Here is a 14,464-nt window from a genome sequence, read left to right as displayed (position 1 = left end):
TCGGGGGAATGGAGGGGTCCGGACCGTTCACGGTCCGGACCCCTCCATGTCGTGCGTCAGAGCTCGTCCCCGTAGAGGAGGAGGTCCACCGGGAGTTCCACGGACACGCCGATGGATGAGGGGAGGGCGATGGAGCTGCCCCGCTTGAAGGTCCTGCGCAGGCGGTACGTCCCGTTGTGGGGGTCGCTGCAGAGAATGGCCTCGTCATGGTGACGGTCGGCGATGACGTAGACGGGGATGTCGGCCTTCGCGTAGCTGTCGACCTTGACGCCGATGCCGTCCGACCAGTTCGACGAGGTGACCTCGACGACCAGTCGGAAGACGTCGGCCGCGTAGCAGGCCTTCTGGACCTTGTGCTCCCTGAAGTCCGCCTCGACAAGGGCGAAATCCGGGATGGCGTAGTCGTCGGCGCCGGTCGGCAACCAGAGGCCGATGCCCTGGACGTACCGCAGGCCCGCATTTTTGGCCCCGGCGTCGTAGAACTTCTCGATGAGCCAGCTCAGCGACAGTGCGTGTGACCCGTCCGCAGGTGGTGTCACGGTGAGCCTCCCCTGGAGAATCTCCACTCGGTGCCCGGGAAGCTCCCTGGAGAGACGATCGGCGGCTTCCGCGATCGTGGTCTCGTGCTGTGTCACGGCCACGGCTTCCTCCTTCTCGCGGCTCACGCTTCCGGAGCGTAGTCCGGCGCGTCGACATTTCGCTCGACTTCGCCCGTACGGGGATATCCGGCGCGCCGTCGGGACGTCGAGCTCCTCAACTCCCTTGGTGTGCAGGTGCTTTCGGCTACAGGAAGTGCCCGTCGGGGGATTGACGGGGGGAGTTGGTCTAGACCAAGGTGTGCCGCATGTGGAGATCTCGTGCGGTGCTTGCCGCGTTCGCGTCGTTGTCGCTCACCGTTGGCGGGGCTCAGGCCGCCGGTGCTGCCGGGGCTGAGGGGGCCGCTCCGGCCGTTGCTGCTGCCGCGGGCTCGAAGGCCGTGGGGCTGCCGCCCGTCGTGTCGCACGTGCCGACCAGTGAGAAGGTCGTGTTCATCACCATTGATGACGGGTGGGCGCACGATGCGGGCGTTGCGCAGACGCTCGTCGATCAGCGGGTGCCCGCTTCGTTGTTCCTGCTGCCGGGGGCGTTCTCGTACGACGCCCAGTACTTCACCGGGCTGGTCGAGCAGGGGCGGTCGGTGAACGTGGAGAACCACACCGTCAATCACCCCGATCTGACCGCTCTTGATGCGGCTGGGAAGGATGCCGAGGTGTGCGGGGCCGGGGAGCAGGTCGCCGCGGCCTTCGGGCGGGAGCCGAAGCTGCTGCGGCCGCCGTACGGGGCCGTCAACGACGACGTGCGGCTGGCCGCCAAGGCGTGCGGGGTCAAGGCGCTGATCACGTGGACGCACGACTTCACCACGTGGGGCGAGACGCCGGCCACGCCGCAGCTGAACGCCGGTGACATCGTGCTGCTGCACTTCACGCCGACGCTCGGCGCGGACCTGAAGCGGGCCCTGGACGCGGCGAAGGCCGCCGGGCTGAAGCCGGCGGCCTTGATGCCGCACCTGAAGAGTGCCGGGCTGGTGAAGTAGGCCCCGTAGGGCGTACTACAGCTCGCGGTGGAGCTTCGTGTTCGAGGCCTGGGCGCGGGGGCGGACCACCAGGAGGTCGATGTTGACGTGGCTGGGACGGGTCACCGCCCAGGTGATGGTGTCGGCCACGTCGTCGGCGGACAGGGGCTCGGCCACGCCGGCGTAGACCTTCTCCGCCCGCTCCGCGTCGCCGCGGAACCGGGTCTTCGCGAACTCCTCGGTCTTGACCAGGCCCGGGGCGATCTCGATGACGCGGACGGGCTGGCCGACGATCTCCAGGCGGAGGGTCTCGGCGAGGACGCGGGCGCCGTTCTTGGCGGCGACGTAGCCGGCGCCGCCCTCGTAGGTGGCGTGGCCGGCGGTGGAGGAGAGGACGACCACCGTGCCGTCGCCCGAGGCGGTCAGGGCCGGGAGCAGGGCCTGGGTGACGTGGAGCGTGCCGATGACGTTGACCTCGTACATCGTGCGCCAGTCGGCGGGGTCGCCGGTGGCGACGGGGTCAGCTCCGATGGCGCCGCCGGCGTTGTTGACGAGCACGTCGCAGCGTTCGAGCGAGGCGGCGAGGGCGTCGACGGCGGCGCGGTCGGTGACGTCGAGGGCGTGGGCGGCCGCGGAGTGGCCGGCGGCCGTGATCTCGGCGGCGAGGGCCTCGATGCGGTCCTTGCGGCGGGCGGTGAGGACGACGTGGTAGCCGGCCGCGGCGAGCTGCCGGGCGGTGGCCGCGCCGATGCCGCTGCTCGCGCCGGTGACTACGGCGGTTCGGGTGGCCGTGCTCATGCTGGCTCCTCGTGCGTTCGTACGGGTGAGTACTGGCCAGCATAGGCGGGTCGCCGCGCAGGTCACCGGCCGCGCGGGGCGTACATGATCACCGCCATGCCGGCGAGGCAGATCAGGGCGCCCGCGATGTCCCAGCGGTCGGGCCGGTAGCCGTCGGCGAGCACGCCCCAGAGGAGGGATCCGGCGACGAAGACCCCGCCGTAGGCGGCGAGGACGCGGGCGAAGTCGCCCGCGGGCTGGAGGGTGGCGACGAACCCGTAGAGGCCGAGGGCGATGACTCCGACGCCGATCCAGGCCCAGCCCTTGTGCTCGCGGACGCCTTGCCAGACGAGCCAGGCGCCGCCGATCTCCAGGAGCGCGGCGAGGGCGAAGAGGGCGGCGGAACGGGCGATGAGCATGGCCGGAACCCTATGCGGAGCGAGCGGAGGAGGGCTCGCCCTCGTTCGTGTGATGGTCCGACCATCGGGCGGGTGGGCGGGCTAGCGTCCGCGCGTGGAGGTGGTCGCGGTGCGCCGAGGTGCCGTACGGAGTGTGGTGATGGCCGGGCTGCTGGTGCTGCTCGGAGGGCTGGGGAGCGGTGTGGGCAGCGCCCGCGCCGGGGCCGGGCCGGAGGCCGACGTGGCCTATCACGGGCGGGTCGCCCTGGACGGGGGCCGGCTGCGGATCCTGCTGGTCCCGGAGAACGAGGGCCCGTCCGCCCTGCCGAACGCGACCGTACGGCTGCGCCTGTCGGCCGACCTCGCGAACCGGCAGGAGCTGGCCGAGGGCTGTGCGCGGGCCGGGCTGCGCGAGGTGGTGTGCGAGACGGGGGAGCTGCCGCTGCACGGGCGCGGGCGGCACATCGGGCTGGTGCTGCGGCTGAAGGAGCCGGCCGCGGAGGTGGTGGTGCGGGTCGACACGTGGTGGAACGGCGGGGCGACCGACCGGAACCACGCCAACAACGAGCACGTGGTGCTGGCGCTGGACACGGGGGACACGTACGCGTTCTGAGCCGAACGGCTGGGGGCGGGCCCGTCCAGGGTCCAGCCCCGTCCGTGGTCCGGGTGGTCCGGGCCCGTCGGTGGGGCGGGGTCCGGCCCCGTCGGTGGTCCAGCCCCGTCCGTGGTCCGGGCCCGTCGGTGGGGCGGGTGGTCCGTGGTCCGGCCCCGGCCGTGGTCCGGCCCGCCCGCCGTCCGGCGCGTGTGCCCGTTACGGCGTGCCCACGCCGCCGAACTCGGCGACGGCCTCGTCGACGATCCGCTCCAGCCGGGCGTGGTGGGCGCCGCGCCAGTAGACGCGCTCGCAGTCGGTGCACTGGGCGAAGACCTCGTACGAGCGCTGCGTGCCGCTCTCCAGCCGGTCGCCGACGCTGTCCTTGTCGGCCTCGCGCAGGGTCCCGTTGCACGCGGTGCAGCGGGTCCACGGCGTGAGGGCCGGGGCGAACCGGCCCAGGATGTCGCGGACCTGCTCGTCGGGGTTGTCGCTGTAGACGTACGCCCCGGCGAACAGCTCGCGGCGGCGCAGCAGTCCGCGGTCGCGGGAGAGCAGGACGCGCTGCTCGGCGGCGGAGCGGGTGGCCAGGGCCGGGTCGCCGATGTCCTCGTTCTCGTACGCGGCGTCCACGCCCAGCAGCCGCAGGCGGCGGGCGAGGGTGCCGAGGTGGACGTCGAGGAGGAAGCGCAGCGGGGTGGAGCCGGGGACGCCGGGGAGTTGCTGGGGGCGGTCGACGCCGAAGACCTCCACGGATTCGCCGGCCCGGGGCACGTGGGCGAGCGGCGTCTCGGCGCCGTCGACGAGGATCCGGCCGACTTCGGTGAGCGGGACGCCGGCCGATTCGACGACGTGGCCGAGGCTGGAGACGCCGTCGGTGGTCGTGGGCACGCGGGTGCCGCGGCGCGCGGGCGCGGCGAACACGTGCAGTTCGGGGGCGAGGGTGAGCTGAATGCCGGGTCCGTTCACGGGGCCCAATATGCCATCGAGGGCCGGGGTGCGGCGGGGGATTTACGCGGCCGCGTCCGCGCCCGCATCCATATCCGCATCCGCGCTCGCGGCCGCCGCGTCGTGCCGTTCGCGGTGGGCGTTGACCTCGTCGAAGTGGTTCTCGGCCCACTGCTTCACGGAGCTGAGCAGGCAGCCGAGGTTGCTGCCGAGTTCGGTGAGCCGGTAGTCGACGCGGACGGGGACGGTGGGCGTGACGGTGCGGGCGACGAGGCCGTCGCGCTCCAGGGAGCGCAGGGTCTGGGTCAGCATCTTCTGGCTGACGCCGGGGATCTTGCGGCCGAGCTCGCTGTAGCGCATGGTCCGGTCCTCGGCCTGGCCGAGTGCGCTGACGATGAGGCCGACCCACTTGTCGCTGATGCGGGCCAGGAGCTGGCCGGTGGGGCACTCCTTGAGGAAGGCGTCGTAGGCGGCGCGGGCCTCTTCGCGGCGGGCCTCGGCGGTACGGGTGGCCATGGGTGCCCCACTTCCGGGTCGGGTACGCACTCCGAGGTACGTACTTACGAATCGAGAGTAACTCTCCCTAGGTTAGTTCTCACCGGGAACACCGGAACGAGAGAGCGAGCCTGCGGAAGAGGCGATGACGATGAGCAGCACCACCAGCACCACCAGCACCGACCAGCCGACGATGGCGGCGGCAGTGGCCGAGGGCTTCGGCGGACCCGAGCGGGTCGAGGTCGTGCGGGTTCCGATCCCGAGGCCGGGCGCCGGGCAGGTCCGCGTACGGGTCCGGGCGGCCGGCCTGAACCCGGTCGACGGCGCGGTACGGGCCGGTGTCTTCGGCGGCGAGGGGCAGCGGCTGGGCTTCGGGTGGGACGTGGCGGGGGAGATCGAGGAGCTCGGTGCCGAGGTGAGCGGCTGGGCGGTCGCCGACCGGGTGGTCGGGCTGCACTACGGGACGGTCAAGCCGCTCGGTACGCACGCCGAGTACGTGGTGCTCGACGCGTCGGCGCTGGCGCCGGCTCCCGCGGGCGTGGACGACGTGATGGCGGCGGCGCTGCCGCTGAGCGGCCTGACCGCCGCCCGTGCGGTGGACCTGCTGGAACTGGCCCCGGGGGCTTCGGTCCTGGTCACGGGCGCGGCGGGGGCGGTCGGCGGGCTCGCGGTCCAGCTGGCGGCGCGGGCCGGCTACGTGGTGACGGCCCTGGCGGGCGCCGATGACGAGGAGCTCGTACGGTCCCTGGGTGCGACCCGCTTCGTCCCGCGCGGCGGGGCTCCGGCCGAGGCCGTGGACGGTGTCGTGGACACGGCGGTCCTCGGCGGGCCGGCCCTGGCCTTCGTCCGCGACGGCGGCGCCTACGTCGGCCTGATCCCCGGCGCGGCCCCGGCGGCGGAGCGGGGCGTCCGCGTGGTGGAGCAGGAGGTGGCGGCGGACGGCGCCCATCTGGCCCGCCTGGTGACGCTGGTCGACGCGGGGGAGCTGGCGCTCAGGGTGGCGCGCACCTTCCCGCTGGCGGAGGCCCCCAAGGCCCACGCCCAGCTCGCGGACCCGGGCACGCGCGGCCGCATCGTCCTGACGGCCTGAGCCACGGCCCGAGCAACGCCCCGGCCTACGGCCAGACCAGGCAGTACGGCTGGTGCCCCGCTTCGTGGAGGCGATGGCTGAAATCCTGCCACTCGTGGAGCAGCTGGTAGACGTTGAAGGCGTCGCGGGGGCCGCCGCGGTCGGGGACCGTGGACCAGATGAAGGCGGCGGCGCCGACCGATTCCTCGCCGATGCCGCGCAGCGGGTCGACGACGGTCATCGGGAGTTTCACGACGGCGTAGTCGGGGTGGAGGACGACCAGCTCCAGCGGGGGCACCTTGTGCAGGGGTATGCCCTCGATGCCGGTCAGGACCATCGCCGCGACGGTCTCCGGCTTGATCTTGGAGAACATGCCGCCCATGCCGAGCTCGTCGCCGCCCAGCTCCTCCGGCCGCATGGTCACCGGGACGCGCGCGGCCGTGGCTCCGTCGGGGGCGCCGAAGTACTTGTACGTCACGCCCATGCCGCGGCCCCTGGGGAGGCCGTCGGGGTCCTGCGTGGGGCCCGGTACGGGTTCTGCCGCGTCCGTGGCGCGACGGCGGTGCTTGCCGCGGCGCCGTTCGCGGGCGCGCTGCGGGTCCAGGCCGTCCGTGCCCTCGCCCGGTCCACCACCGCGTTGCATATCTCCACCCGACTGGTCTTGCCTGCCCCGGCCCCGTGACCCCCGCCACGCAGCCTGATCATCATGGCAGTGACCTCCCCCGGGGCGGCGCGGTGAAACGCCCGTCCGCAAGTCAGTCGCGGCCTCTGAGACCATGGCTGGTGTGAGCTACCCGTACCCGTATGAAGCCAAAGTCTCGCAGACTCTCTTTGACCGCGCGTCCCTCGTGACGCCTGGCGGCGTGAACTCCCCCGTGCGCGCCTTCCGCGCCGTGGGCGGAACGCCCAGGTTCATGGTGTCCGGTACCGGTCCGTACCTGACCGATGCCGACGGGCGCGAGTACGTCGACCTCGTCTGCTCGTGGGGGCCGATGATCCTCGGCCACGCCCACCCGGCCGTGGTGGAGGCCATCCAGGCCGCCGTCGTCCGCGGCACCTCCTTCGGTACCCCCGGTGAGGGGGAGGTCGCGCTCGCCGAGGAGATCGTCGCGCGGATCGAGCCCGTGGAGCAGGTCCGCCTGGTGTCCTCCGGGACCGAGGCGACCATGTCCGCGATCCGCCTCGCCCGCGGGTTCACCGGCCGCGCCAAGATCGTGAAGTTCGCCGGCTGCTACCACGGTCACGTGGACTCGCTGCTGGCCGCCGCGGGCTCCGGGCTCGCGACCTTCGCGCTGCCGGACACCCCCGGCGTGACGGGCGCGCAGGCCGGGGACACGATCGTGCTCCCCTACAACGACCTCGAAGCGGTCCGGGCGGCCTTCGCCGCGCACCCCGGCGAGATCGCCTGCGTGATCACCGAGGCCGCGCCCGGCAACATGGGCGTCGTGACCCCGGGGGAGGGCTTCAACCAGGGGCTCGCCGACCTGTGCCGGGCGAACGGCGCCCTGTACATCTCCGACGAGGTCATGACGGGCTTCCGTACCTCGCGCGCCGGCTGGTACGGCGTGGACGGGGTCAAGCCCGACCTGATGACCTTCGGCAAGGTCATGGGCGGCGGCTTCCCGGCGGCGGCCTTCGGCGGCCGGGCCGACGTGATGGGGCACCTGGCCCCCGCCGGTCCCGTCTACCAGGCGGGCACGCTGTCCGGAAACCCGATCGCGACGGCCGCGGGTCTGGCGCAGCTGCGGCTGCTGGACGAGGCGGCGTACGAGAAGGTCGACGCCGTGTCGCTCCAGATCCAGGGGCTGGTCACCGAGGCGCTCACCAAGGAGGGCGTCGCGCACCGGCTGCAGACCGCCTCGAACATGTTCTCCGTGTTCTTCACCGAGGACGAGGTCCGCAACTACGACGACGCGAAGAAGCAGGAGGCCTTCCGCTTCAACGGCTTCTTCCACTCGATGCTGGCGCAGGGCGTCTACCTGCCGCCGTCGGCGTTCGAGTCGTGGTTCGTGTCCACCTCCCACGACGACAAGGCGATCGAGCGCATCGCGGCCGCCCTGCCGGCCGCCGCCCGGGCCGCCGCGGAGGCCACCGCATGAGCGCCGCAGCCGGTGGCAACGAGATCACCGTCGTCCACGTGGTCCGCCACGGCGAGGTGCACAACCCGGACGGGGTCCTCTACGGCCGCCGCGCCGGCTACCACCTCTCCGAGCTGGGCCGCAAGATGGCGGACCGGGTCGCGGAGCACCTGGAGAACCGGGACGTGACCTACGTCGTGGCCTCCCCGCTGGAGCGGGCCCAGGAGACGGCCGCGCCGATCGCCAAGTCGCACGGGCTGGACCTGGCGACCGACGCCCGCCTCCTGGAGGCCGGCAACGTCTTCGAGGGCAAGACCTTCGGGGTCGGTGACGGTGCGCTGCGCAGGCCCGCGAACTGGAAGCACCTGACGAACCCGTTCAAGCCGTCCTGGGGCGAGCCGTACGTCGAGCAGGTCGTGCGGATGATGAGCGCGATCGAGACGGCCCGTGACGCGGCCCGCGGCCACGAGGCGGTGGCGGTCAGCCACCAGCTGCCGATCTGGATCGTACGGAGCTTCGCGGAGAAGCGGCGGCTGTGGCACGACCCGCGCCGCCGCCAGTGCACGCTGGCCTCGCTGACCTCGTTCACGTACCAGGGCGACACGCTGGTGTCGGTGGGCTACAGCGAGCCGGCCAGGGACCTGGTTCCGTCGCACCTCCTCGCGGGGGCGAAGCCGGTGAAGGGCAAGTCCAAGGCGTTCGGCGCGTAAGCCCCGACGGCTCCGGTACGGACGACCGGCCCCGGCCCCTTGCCGGGGCCGGGGCCGGATCACCTGGGCTTGGTCAAGACTCGCCCTTATTTCATACAAGTTGCCTGACGTGTCCGTGTCGCCCTTACGCTTCGCCGAATTGTCCGTTTGTATGACATTTCATGAGCGATATGCGCGGCTTCAGCCGAAGAGGAGTGCTCGGACTCGGACTTGGGGCCGCCGCCGCGGCCGGCGTCGCCGGCTGCAGCGTCGGCGGGTCGTCCGGCACGGGCAACCCCGGACCGGTCAACCCGTCGGGCGCCCCGCAGGCCGCCGCCCCGAGCGGCCCGGCGGTCAAGGTCATCGGCGACGGATCCACCGCCGACACGGGGCCGCAGCCGCACCAGCCGGCCGCCCCCGTACCCCTCCAGCCGGGCGAGACCCCGCCCCAGTTCGTGGTGTTCAGCTGGGACGGCGCGGGCGAGATCGGCAACGGCCTCTTCCCCCGGTTCCTCAAGCTCGCCAAGGACCACGGCGCGGCGATGACCTTCTTCCTCTCCGGCATCTACCTCCTGCCCGAGTCGAAGAAGGACCTCTACCGGCCGCCGAAGAACCCCGTCGGCGCCTCCGACATCGGGTACCTCAAGGACGAGAACGTCCGCAACACCCTCAAGTACGTGCGCGAGGCCTGGCTCGACGGCCACGAGATAGGCACCCACTTCAACGGGCACTTCTGCGGCGGCTCCGGCTCGGTCGGGAAGTGGACCCCGGAGGACTGGCAGAGCGAGATCGACCAGGCCGTGTCCTTCGTCACCAACTGGCGCACCAACACCGGCTGGACCGACCTCGAACCGCTGCCCTTCGACTACCGCAAGGAGTTGACCGGCGCCCGCACCCCCTGCCTGCTCGGCCAGGACAACCTGCTGCCCACCGCCCAGAAGCTGGGCTGGCGCTACGACTCCAGCTCGCCCGGCGGCCTCCAGCAGTGGCCGGTCAAGCGCGGCGGCCTGTGGGACCTGCCGCTGCAGTCGCTGCCCTTCCCCGGGCACTCCTTCGAGGTGCTCTCGATGGACTACAACATCCTCGCGAACCAGTCCAAGAACACCACCAAGGGCGTCCCGTCCAACTACCCCGCCTGGCGCACCCAGGCCACCGCCGCCTACCTGGGCGGTTTCAAGCGGGCCTACGAGACCAACCGCGCACCCCTGTTCATCGGCAACCACTTCGAGCAGTGGAACGGCGGCATCTACATGGACGCCGTCGAGGAGGCCCTCAAGGGCATGGCGGACAAAAAGGATGTACGCCTCGTATCCTTCCGGCAGTTCGCCGACTGGCTGGACGTCCAGGACCCCAAGGTGCTGGCCAAGCTGCGCACGCTCGGCCCCGGCCAGGCGCCGACCGGTGGCTGGGGCACGTATCTCACGGCGGCCTGACCCGCCCGTGGTCAGTACCTGACCAGCGGCTTAGCAGACCCCCGGGGGGCGCGGAAGATCCGCAAACCGCACATGCGAAACTTTTCACATGAGCCTTAGCCGCGCCCCCCGCCGCAGCCGCTCGACCAGCGGCCGCACCATCCTGCTGACCGCGGTGACCCTCGCGAGCGCCCTCACCCTCACGGCGTGCAGCGATGAGGACGGCGGCAGCAAAACCTCCGGGTCCGCCGGAGGCAACTACGTGACGGGCTCCAGCGGCATTTCCACCGTCGCCAAGGCCGACCGCACCGAGGCCCCCAAGCTCGACGGGAAGACGGTGGACGGCCAGACGCTGGACACCACCACCCTCAAGGGCAAGGTCGTCGTCCTCAACGTCTGGGGCTCCTGGTGCCCGCCGTGCCGGGCCGAGGCCCCGTACTTCGCGAAGGTCGCCAAGGAGCTGGAGGCGGCCGGACAGCCCGTGGCCTTCGTCGGCATCAACACCCGCGACAACACCGAGCAGAACGCGGCCTCCTTCGAAGAGACCTACGGGATCACCTACCCGAGCCTCTTCGACCCGGACGGCAAGCTGATGCTCCGGTTCCCCAAGGGCACGCTCAACCCGAACGCCATCCCCTCCACGCTCGTCCTCGACAAGGACGGCAAGATCGCCGCCCGCACCCTGGCCGCGGTCAACGAGGCGAAGCTGCGCTCGATGATCGAGCCGCTCCTCGCGGAGAAGTGACCTAGTGGTCACCGCACTCTCCGCACTCGCCGCCGACGAGACCGTGAACACGACCGTCCTCAACGGCGGACTGCTGCTGGCCCTGCCGATCTCCCTGCTCGCCGGGCTGATCTCCTTCTTCTCGCCCTGCGTGCTGCCGCTCGTCCCCGGTTACCTCTCCTACGTGACCGGCGTCGGCGGAGCCGACCTCGCCGAGGCCCGGCGCGGCCGGATGCTGGGCGGGGCGACCCTGTTCGTCCTCGGCTTCACGGCCGTGTTCACCTCGACCGGAGCCCTGTTCGGCTTCTTCGGGCGGACCCTCAACTCCAACAAGGACCTCATCTCGCAGGTGCTCGGCGGGCTGGTGATCCTGCTCGGCCTGTTCTTCATGGGCGCGATCCCCGGTCTGACGATGCGGGAGTTCCGCTTCCACAAGAAGCCGGCGGTCGGCCTGATCGGCGCGCCCGTGCTCGGCGTGCTCTTCGGCCTCGGCTGGACCCCCTGCATGGGCCCGACCCTCGCCGCCGTCGGCACCCTCTCCATCGACCAGGCCACCGCGGGCCGCGGCGCGCTGCTGACCGTGGTCTTCTGCCTGGGACTGGGGCTGCCGTTCATCGCCACCGCCCTCGCCTTCCGCAAGGCGCTCGGCGCTTTCGGCTGGGTGAAGCAGCACTATGCATGGGTGATGCGGATCGGCGGCGGCATGCTGATCCTGACCGGTCTGCTGCTCGTCACAGGAATGTGGAGCAGCATCGTCAGCGAAATGCAGAGCTGGACCAACGGCTTCACGGTGGGGATCTGAGGACTACACGGACATGAGTACGACCGACAAGGCGTCCGCCGAGGCGCCGCACGATGCCCCGGAGTCCGCAGAGTCTGCGGACTCCGCTTCCGCCGAAGCCGCCGCCTCGGCCGAGGCTTCCGCCGAAGCCTCCGCCGAGGCTTCCGCCGAGGCCGCCGCCGGCGCGCAGCTGTCCACCGCCCCCCTGGAGGACGCCCCCGGCGGCCCCGTGGGCATCGGGGTGCTCGGCTGGGCCCGCTGGTTCTGGCGGCAGCTCACCTCGATGCGGGTGGCGCTGATCCTGCTCTTCATGCTGTCCCTGGCATCGATCCCGGGCTCGCTGATCCCGCAGAACCAGGTCGACCTGATGAAGGTCGCCGCCTGGAAGAAGGAGCACGCCTCCTGGGTGGGCGCCGCCGAGAAGCTCCAGCTCTTCGACGTCTACAGCTCGGTGTGGTTCTCCGCGATCTACCTGCTGCTGTTCATCTCGCTGATCGGCTGCATCCTGCCGCGCTCCTGGCAGTTCGTCGGCCAGCTCACCGGCCGGCCGCCGGCCGCGCCCAAGCTGCTGAACCGGATGCCCGCGTACACGACGTGGCGCACGGACAGCTCCCCGGACGAGGTGCTCGCCACCGCGCACGGCCTGCTCCGCCGCCGCCGTTTCCGTACGGAGGCCGGTGCGGGTTCGGGATCCGGTGCGGGATCGGTCTCGGCCGAGAAGGGCTACCTGCGCGAGGCCGGGAACCTGATCTTCCACGTGGCGCTGATCGTCATGCTGATCGCCTTCGCCTGGGGCCAGTACTTCAAGTCCGAGGGCGGCAAGCTCGTCCTGCGCGGCAAGGGCTTCTCGAACACGCTCACCCAGTACGACGACTTCAAGTCCGGCGGCCTCTTCGACCCCGCCGACCTGCCGCCCTTCTCCTTCACCCTGGACAAGTTCGACGCGACCTTCGAGCGCACGGGCCCGCAGAAGGGCACCCCGCGCGACTTCAAGGCGTACGTCACCTTCACCAACGGCGCGCACGGCAAGCCGGAGAAGCGCGAGATCCAGGTCAACCACCCGATGGAGGTGGACGGCTCCAAGGTCTACCTGCTCGGACACGGCTACGCGCCGGTCATCTCGGTGACCGACTCCACCGGCAAGGTGATCTACAAGGACGCCGTGCCGATGCTGCCGCAGGACGGCAACCTCACCTCCACCGGCGCCATCAAGGTCACCGACGGCTACAAGGACAAGGACGGGAAGACGACGCAGCTCGGCTTCGCCGCGATGTTCGTGCCGACCTTCGCGGGCGCCGGCCAGGGCACGATGTTCTCGCAGTTCCCGGAGCTGGACTTCCCGGCGCTCGCGCTGAACGCGTGGCACGGCAGCCTCGGGGTGGACTCGGGTCTGCCGCAGAACGTGTACCAGCTGGACACCTCCAAGATGGAGCAGTTCAAGACCGAGGACGGCCAGCCGCTCGCGAAGCGGATGCTGCCCGGGGAGAGCATGGAGCTGCCCGGCGGTCAGGGCACCGTGAAGTTCGAGGGCATCGAGCGCTGGGCGACCTTCTCGATCACCCACCAGCCCGGCAGCGGTCTCGCGCTCGCGGGCGCCGTCGCCGCCATCGCCGGACTCGCGGGCTCGCTCTTCATCCAGCGCCGCCGGATCTGGGTGCGGGCGGTCCGCGGCGAGGACGGCGTGACCGTCGTCGAGATGGCGGGCCTGGGCCGCAGCGAGTCCGCCAAGATCCCGGAGGAGCTGGCGGTCCTGGCCGGCGCGCTCCACGAGCAGACGCCGACCGCGGCGCCCGCGCCACCCGTCGCCGACGACGGACCCGAACCTGCCGAAGCCGAAGAAGTCGAAGGGGAGCGCGCGTGATGCAGCTCGCGGCCGCAGCCAACGAGAGCCTGGCTCACCTCAGCAACAACCTGATCTACGCGTCGATGGCGGTCTACACCCTCGCCTTCTTCGCCCACATCGCCGAGTGGATCTTCGGCAGCCGCAGCAAGGTGGCCCGTACGGCCGCCGCGCTCACCAACCCGGGGGCCGCGTCCGCCGCCCCTGCCGTCCAGGTGCGGAGCAAGGGCACGACCGCCGTCCTGGACAAGCCCAAGGTGATCACGCGCAGCGCCGCCGGCACCCGTGACGTCCCGGACGGCCCAGGCGCGGCCGGCGGCACCGTCCAGGGAGACCTGTACGGGCGCATCGCGATCTCGCTGACCACCCTCGGCTTCCTGCTCGCGGCGGGCGGGGTCGTCGCCCGCGCGATGTCGGTGGAGCGCGCCCCCTGGGGCAACATGTACGAGTTCTCGATCACCTTCTCCACGGTGGCCGTCGGCGCGTACCTGCTGCTCCTCGCGCTGAAGAAGAACGTCCGCTGGCTCGGCCTGTTCCTGGTCACCACGGTCCTGCTGGACCTGGGCATCGCCACCACCGTGCTCTACACCGACAGCGACCAGCTGGTCCCCGCGCTGAAGTCGTACTGGCTGCTGATCCACGTCTCCACCGCGATCATCTGCGGTGCGGTCTTCTACATCGGCGCGGCCGGCGCGGTCATGTACCTCTTCCGCGACTCCTACGAGGCGAAGCTCGCGCGCGGCGACAAGCCGGGCAAGTTCGCCACCTCGGTCTGGGAGCGGTTCCCGTCGGCGGCCTCGCTCGACAAGTTCTCGTACCGCATCAACGCGGCCGTCTTCCCGCTGTGGACCTTCACGATCATCGCGGGCGCGATCTGGGCCGGCGACGCGTGGGGCCGCTACTGGGGCTGGGACCCCAAGGAGGTCTGGTCCTTCGTGACCTGGGTGGCGTACGCCTGCTACCTGCACGCCCGCGCCACCGCCGGCTGGAAGGGCCGCAAGGCCGCGTACCTCGCGCTCTTCGCGTTCGCCTGCTGGATCTGGAACTACTACGGCGTGAACATCCTGCTGAGCGGCAAGCACTCGTACGCGGGCGTCTGAGCCGGTCGT

16 protein-coding genes are annotated in these 14,464 nt (G+C 71.3%); 10 read left to right on the top strand and 6 right to left on the bottom strand.

Annotated elements, in window-relative coordinates:
- Positions 1 to 56 precede the first annotated feature (56 nt).
- Complete coding sequence (locus tag OG898_RS09305; RefSeq protein ID WP_266956104.1) at positions 57 to 665, bottom strand: Uma2 family endonuclease; 609 nt, start codon at positions 663 to 665, stop codon at positions 57 to 59.
- Between the two features lie 197 nt (positions 666 to 862).
- Between OG898_RS09305 and OG898_RS09300 the strand changes: the two genes are divergently transcribed.
- The gene (locus OG898_RS09300) at positions 863 to 1,573 is read left to right on the top strand and encodes a polysaccharide deacetylase family protein (protein ID WP_266956103.1); all 711 of its coding nucleotides are present in this window, start codon (positions 863 to 865) and stop codon (positions 1,571 to 1,573) included.
- Between the two features lie 15 nt (positions 1,574 to 1,588).
- Here the strand turns inward: OG898_RS09300 and OG898_RS09295 are convergent, their stop codons facing one another.
- Together OG898_RS09295 and OG898_RS09290 are read right to left on the bottom strand one after the other, a co-directional pair.
- A complete protein-coding gene (locus OG898_RS09295) occupies positions 1,589 to 2,350 on the bottom strand; it encodes an SDR family NAD(P)-dependent oxidoreductase (RefSeq protein ID WP_250741005.1) in 762 nt (253 codons plus the stop codon).
- 62 nt (positions 2,351 to 2,412) lie between these two features.
- Positions 2,413 to 2,748: a YnfA family protein gene (locus OG898_RS09290; RefSeq protein WP_250741004.1), complete on the bottom strand. Its 336-nt coding sequence runs from the start codon at positions 2,746 to 2,748 to the stop codon at positions 2,413 to 2,415.
- A gap of 94 nt (positions 2,749 to 2,842) precedes the next feature.
- Here OG898_RS09290 and OG898_RS09285 point away from each other — a divergent pair, with 94 nt between their 5' ends.
- Positions 2,843 to 3,340 carry a hypothetical protein gene (locus tag OG898_RS09285; RefSeq protein ID WP_250741003.1) on the top strand — a complete coding sequence of 166 codons (498 nt, stop codon included), beginning with the start codon at positions 2,843 to 2,845 and terminating at the stop codon, positions 3,338 to 3,340.
- 198 nt (positions 3,341 to 3,538) lie between these two features.
- Here OG898_RS09285 and OG898_RS09280 read toward each other — a convergent pair whose 3' ends face one another.
- A complete protein-coding gene (locus OG898_RS09280) occupies positions 3,539 to 4,288 on the bottom strand; it encodes a Mut7-C RNAse domain-containing protein (protein ID WP_266956100.1) in 750 nt (249 codons plus the stop codon).
- A 42-nt stretch (positions 4,289 to 4,330) separates the two neighbouring features.
- A complete protein-coding gene (locus OG898_RS09275) occupies positions 4,331 to 4,783 on the bottom strand; it encodes a helix-turn-helix domain-containing protein (RefSeq protein WP_250741001.1) in 453 nt (150 codons plus the stop codon).
- A gap of 172 nt (positions 4,784 to 4,955) precedes the next feature.
- On the opposite strand from OG898_RS09275, the gene OG898_RS09270 reads away from it, so the two are divergent.
- Positions 4,956 to 5,852 carry an NADP-dependent oxidoreductase gene (locus tag OG898_RS09270; RefSeq protein ID WP_266960147.1) on the top strand — a complete coding sequence of 299 codons (897 nt, stop codon included), beginning with the start codon at positions 4,956 to 4,958 and terminating at the stop codon, positions 5,850 to 5,852.
- A 25-nt stretch (positions 5,853 to 5,877) separates the two neighbouring features.
- Here OG898_RS09270 and OG898_RS09265 read toward each other — a convergent pair whose 3' ends face one another.
- Positions 5,878 to 6,315: a hypothetical protein gene (locus OG898_RS09265; RefSeq protein ID WP_243340142.1), complete on the bottom strand. Its 438-nt coding sequence runs from the start codon at positions 6,313 to 6,315 to the stop codon at positions 5,878 to 5,880.
- 292 nt (positions 6,316 to 6,607) lie between these two features.
- On the opposite strand from OG898_RS09265, the gene hemL reads away from it, so the two are divergent.
- The 7 genes from hemL to ccsB all read left to right on the top strand — a co-directional run bounded on the left by hemL (position 6,608) and on the right by ccsB (position 14,455).
- Positions 6,608 to 7,930 (top strand): glutamate-1-semialdehyde 2,1-aminomutase, encoded by a 1,323-nt coding sequence (hemL, locus tag OG898_RS09260; protein WP_250741000.1) that lies wholly within the window; start codon positions 6,608 to 6,610, stop codon positions 7,928 to 7,930.
- Complete coding sequence (locus OG898_RS09255; RefSeq protein WP_250740999.1) at positions 7,927 to 8,619, top strand: histidine phosphatase family protein; 693 nt, start codon at positions 7,927 to 7,929, stop codon at positions 8,617 to 8,619. Before hemL ends, OG898_RS09255 begins: the two co-directional genes overlap by 4 nt.
- A 170-nt stretch (positions 8,620 to 8,789) precedes the next feature.
- A complete protein-coding gene (locus OG898_RS09250; protein WP_266960145.1) occupies positions 8,790 to 10,031 on the top strand; it encodes a hypothetical protein in 1,242 nt (413 codons plus the stop codon).
- Positions 10,032 to 10,119: 88 nt separating this feature from the next.
- Positions 10,120 to 10,755 carry a TlpA disulfide reductase family protein gene (locus OG898_RS09245; RefSeq protein WP_250740998.1) on the top strand — a complete coding sequence of 212 codons (636 nt, stop codon included), beginning with the start codon at positions 10,120 to 10,122 and terminating at the stop codon, positions 10,753 to 10,755.
- 4 nt (positions 10,756 to 10,759) lie between these two features.
- The gene (locus tag OG898_RS09240; RefSeq protein ID WP_250740997.1) at positions 10,760 to 11,536 is read left to right on the top strand and encodes a cytochrome c biogenesis CcdA family protein; all 777 of its coding nucleotides are present in this window, start codon (positions 10,760 to 10,762) and stop codon (positions 11,534 to 11,536) included.
- 13 nt (positions 11,537 to 11,549) lie between these two features.
- Positions 11,550 to 13,376 (top strand): cytochrome c biogenesis protein ResB, encoded by a 1,827-nt coding sequence (locus OG898_RS09235; RefSeq protein WP_266956097.1) that lies wholly within the window; start codon positions 11,550 to 11,552, stop codon positions 13,374 to 13,376.
- Complete coding sequence (ccsB, locus tag OG898_RS09230; protein WP_250741047.1) at positions 13,376 to 14,455, top strand: c-type cytochrome biogenesis protein CcsB; 1,080 nt, start codon at positions 13,376 to 13,378, stop codon at positions 14,453 to 14,455. The genes OG898_RS09235 and ccsB overlap by 1 nt, the downstream gene beginning before the upstream one ends.
- The last annotated feature ends 9 nt before the right edge of the window (positions 14,456 to 14,464 follow it).

It is taken from the genome of Streptomyces sp. NBC_00193 (genome assembly GCF_026342735.1).
In the GTDB taxonomy this organism is placed as follows: domain Bacteria; phylum Actinomycetota; class Actinomycetes; order Streptomycetales; family Streptomycetaceae; genus Streptomyces; species Streptomyces stoeckheimensis.
Note: the sequence above shows the minus strand (reverse complement) of the source record. Positions and strands in the feature narration are given on the sequence as shown.

Bases quoted from the DNA above. Each gene is read 5' to 3' on its own strand.
- OG898_RS09295 (WP_250741005.1), bottom strand. From the start codon at position 2,350: ATGAGCACGGCCACCCGAACCGCCGTAGTCACCGGCGCGAGCAGCGGC.
- OG898_RS09290 (WP_250741004.1), bottom strand. From the start codon at position 2,748: ATGCTCATCGCCCGTTCCGCCGCCCTCTTCGCCCTCGCCGCGCTCCTG.
- OG898_RS09275 (WP_250741001.1), bottom strand. From the start codon at position 4,783: ATGGCCACCCGTACCGCCGAGGCCCGCCGCGAAGAGGCCCGCGCCGCC.
- OG898_RS09270 (WP_266960147.1), top strand. From the start codon at position 4,956: ATGGCGGCGGCAGTGGCCGAGGGCTTCGGCGGACCCGAGCGGGTCGAG.
- OG898_RS09265 (WP_243340142.1), bottom strand. From the start codon at position 6,315: ATGGGCGTGACGTACAAGTACTTCGGCGCCCCCGACGGAGCCACGGCC.
- hemL (WP_250741000.1), top strand. From the start codon at position 6,608: ATGGCTGGTGTGAGCTACCCGTACCCGTATGAAGCCAAAGTCTCGCAG.
- OG898_RS09255 (WP_250740999.1), top strand. From the start codon at position 7,927: ATGAGCGCCGCAGCCGGTGGCAACGAGATCACCGTCGTCCACGTGGTC.
- OG898_RS09250 (WP_266960145.1), top strand. From the start codon at position 8,790: ATGCGCGGCTTCAGCCGAAGAGGAGTGCTCGGACTCGGACTTGGGGCC.
- OG898_RS09245 (WP_250740998.1), top strand. From the start codon at position 10,120: ATGAGCCTTAGCCGCGCCCCCCGCCGCAGCCGCTCGACCAGCGGCCGC.
- OG898_RS09235 (WP_266956097.1), top strand. From the start codon at position 11,550: ATGAGTACGACCGACAAGGCGTCCGCCGAGGCGCCGCACGATGCCCCG.
- ccsB (WP_250741047.1), top strand. From the start codon at position 13,376: ATGCAGCTCGCGGCCGCAGCCAACGAGAGCCTGGCTCACCTCAGCAAC.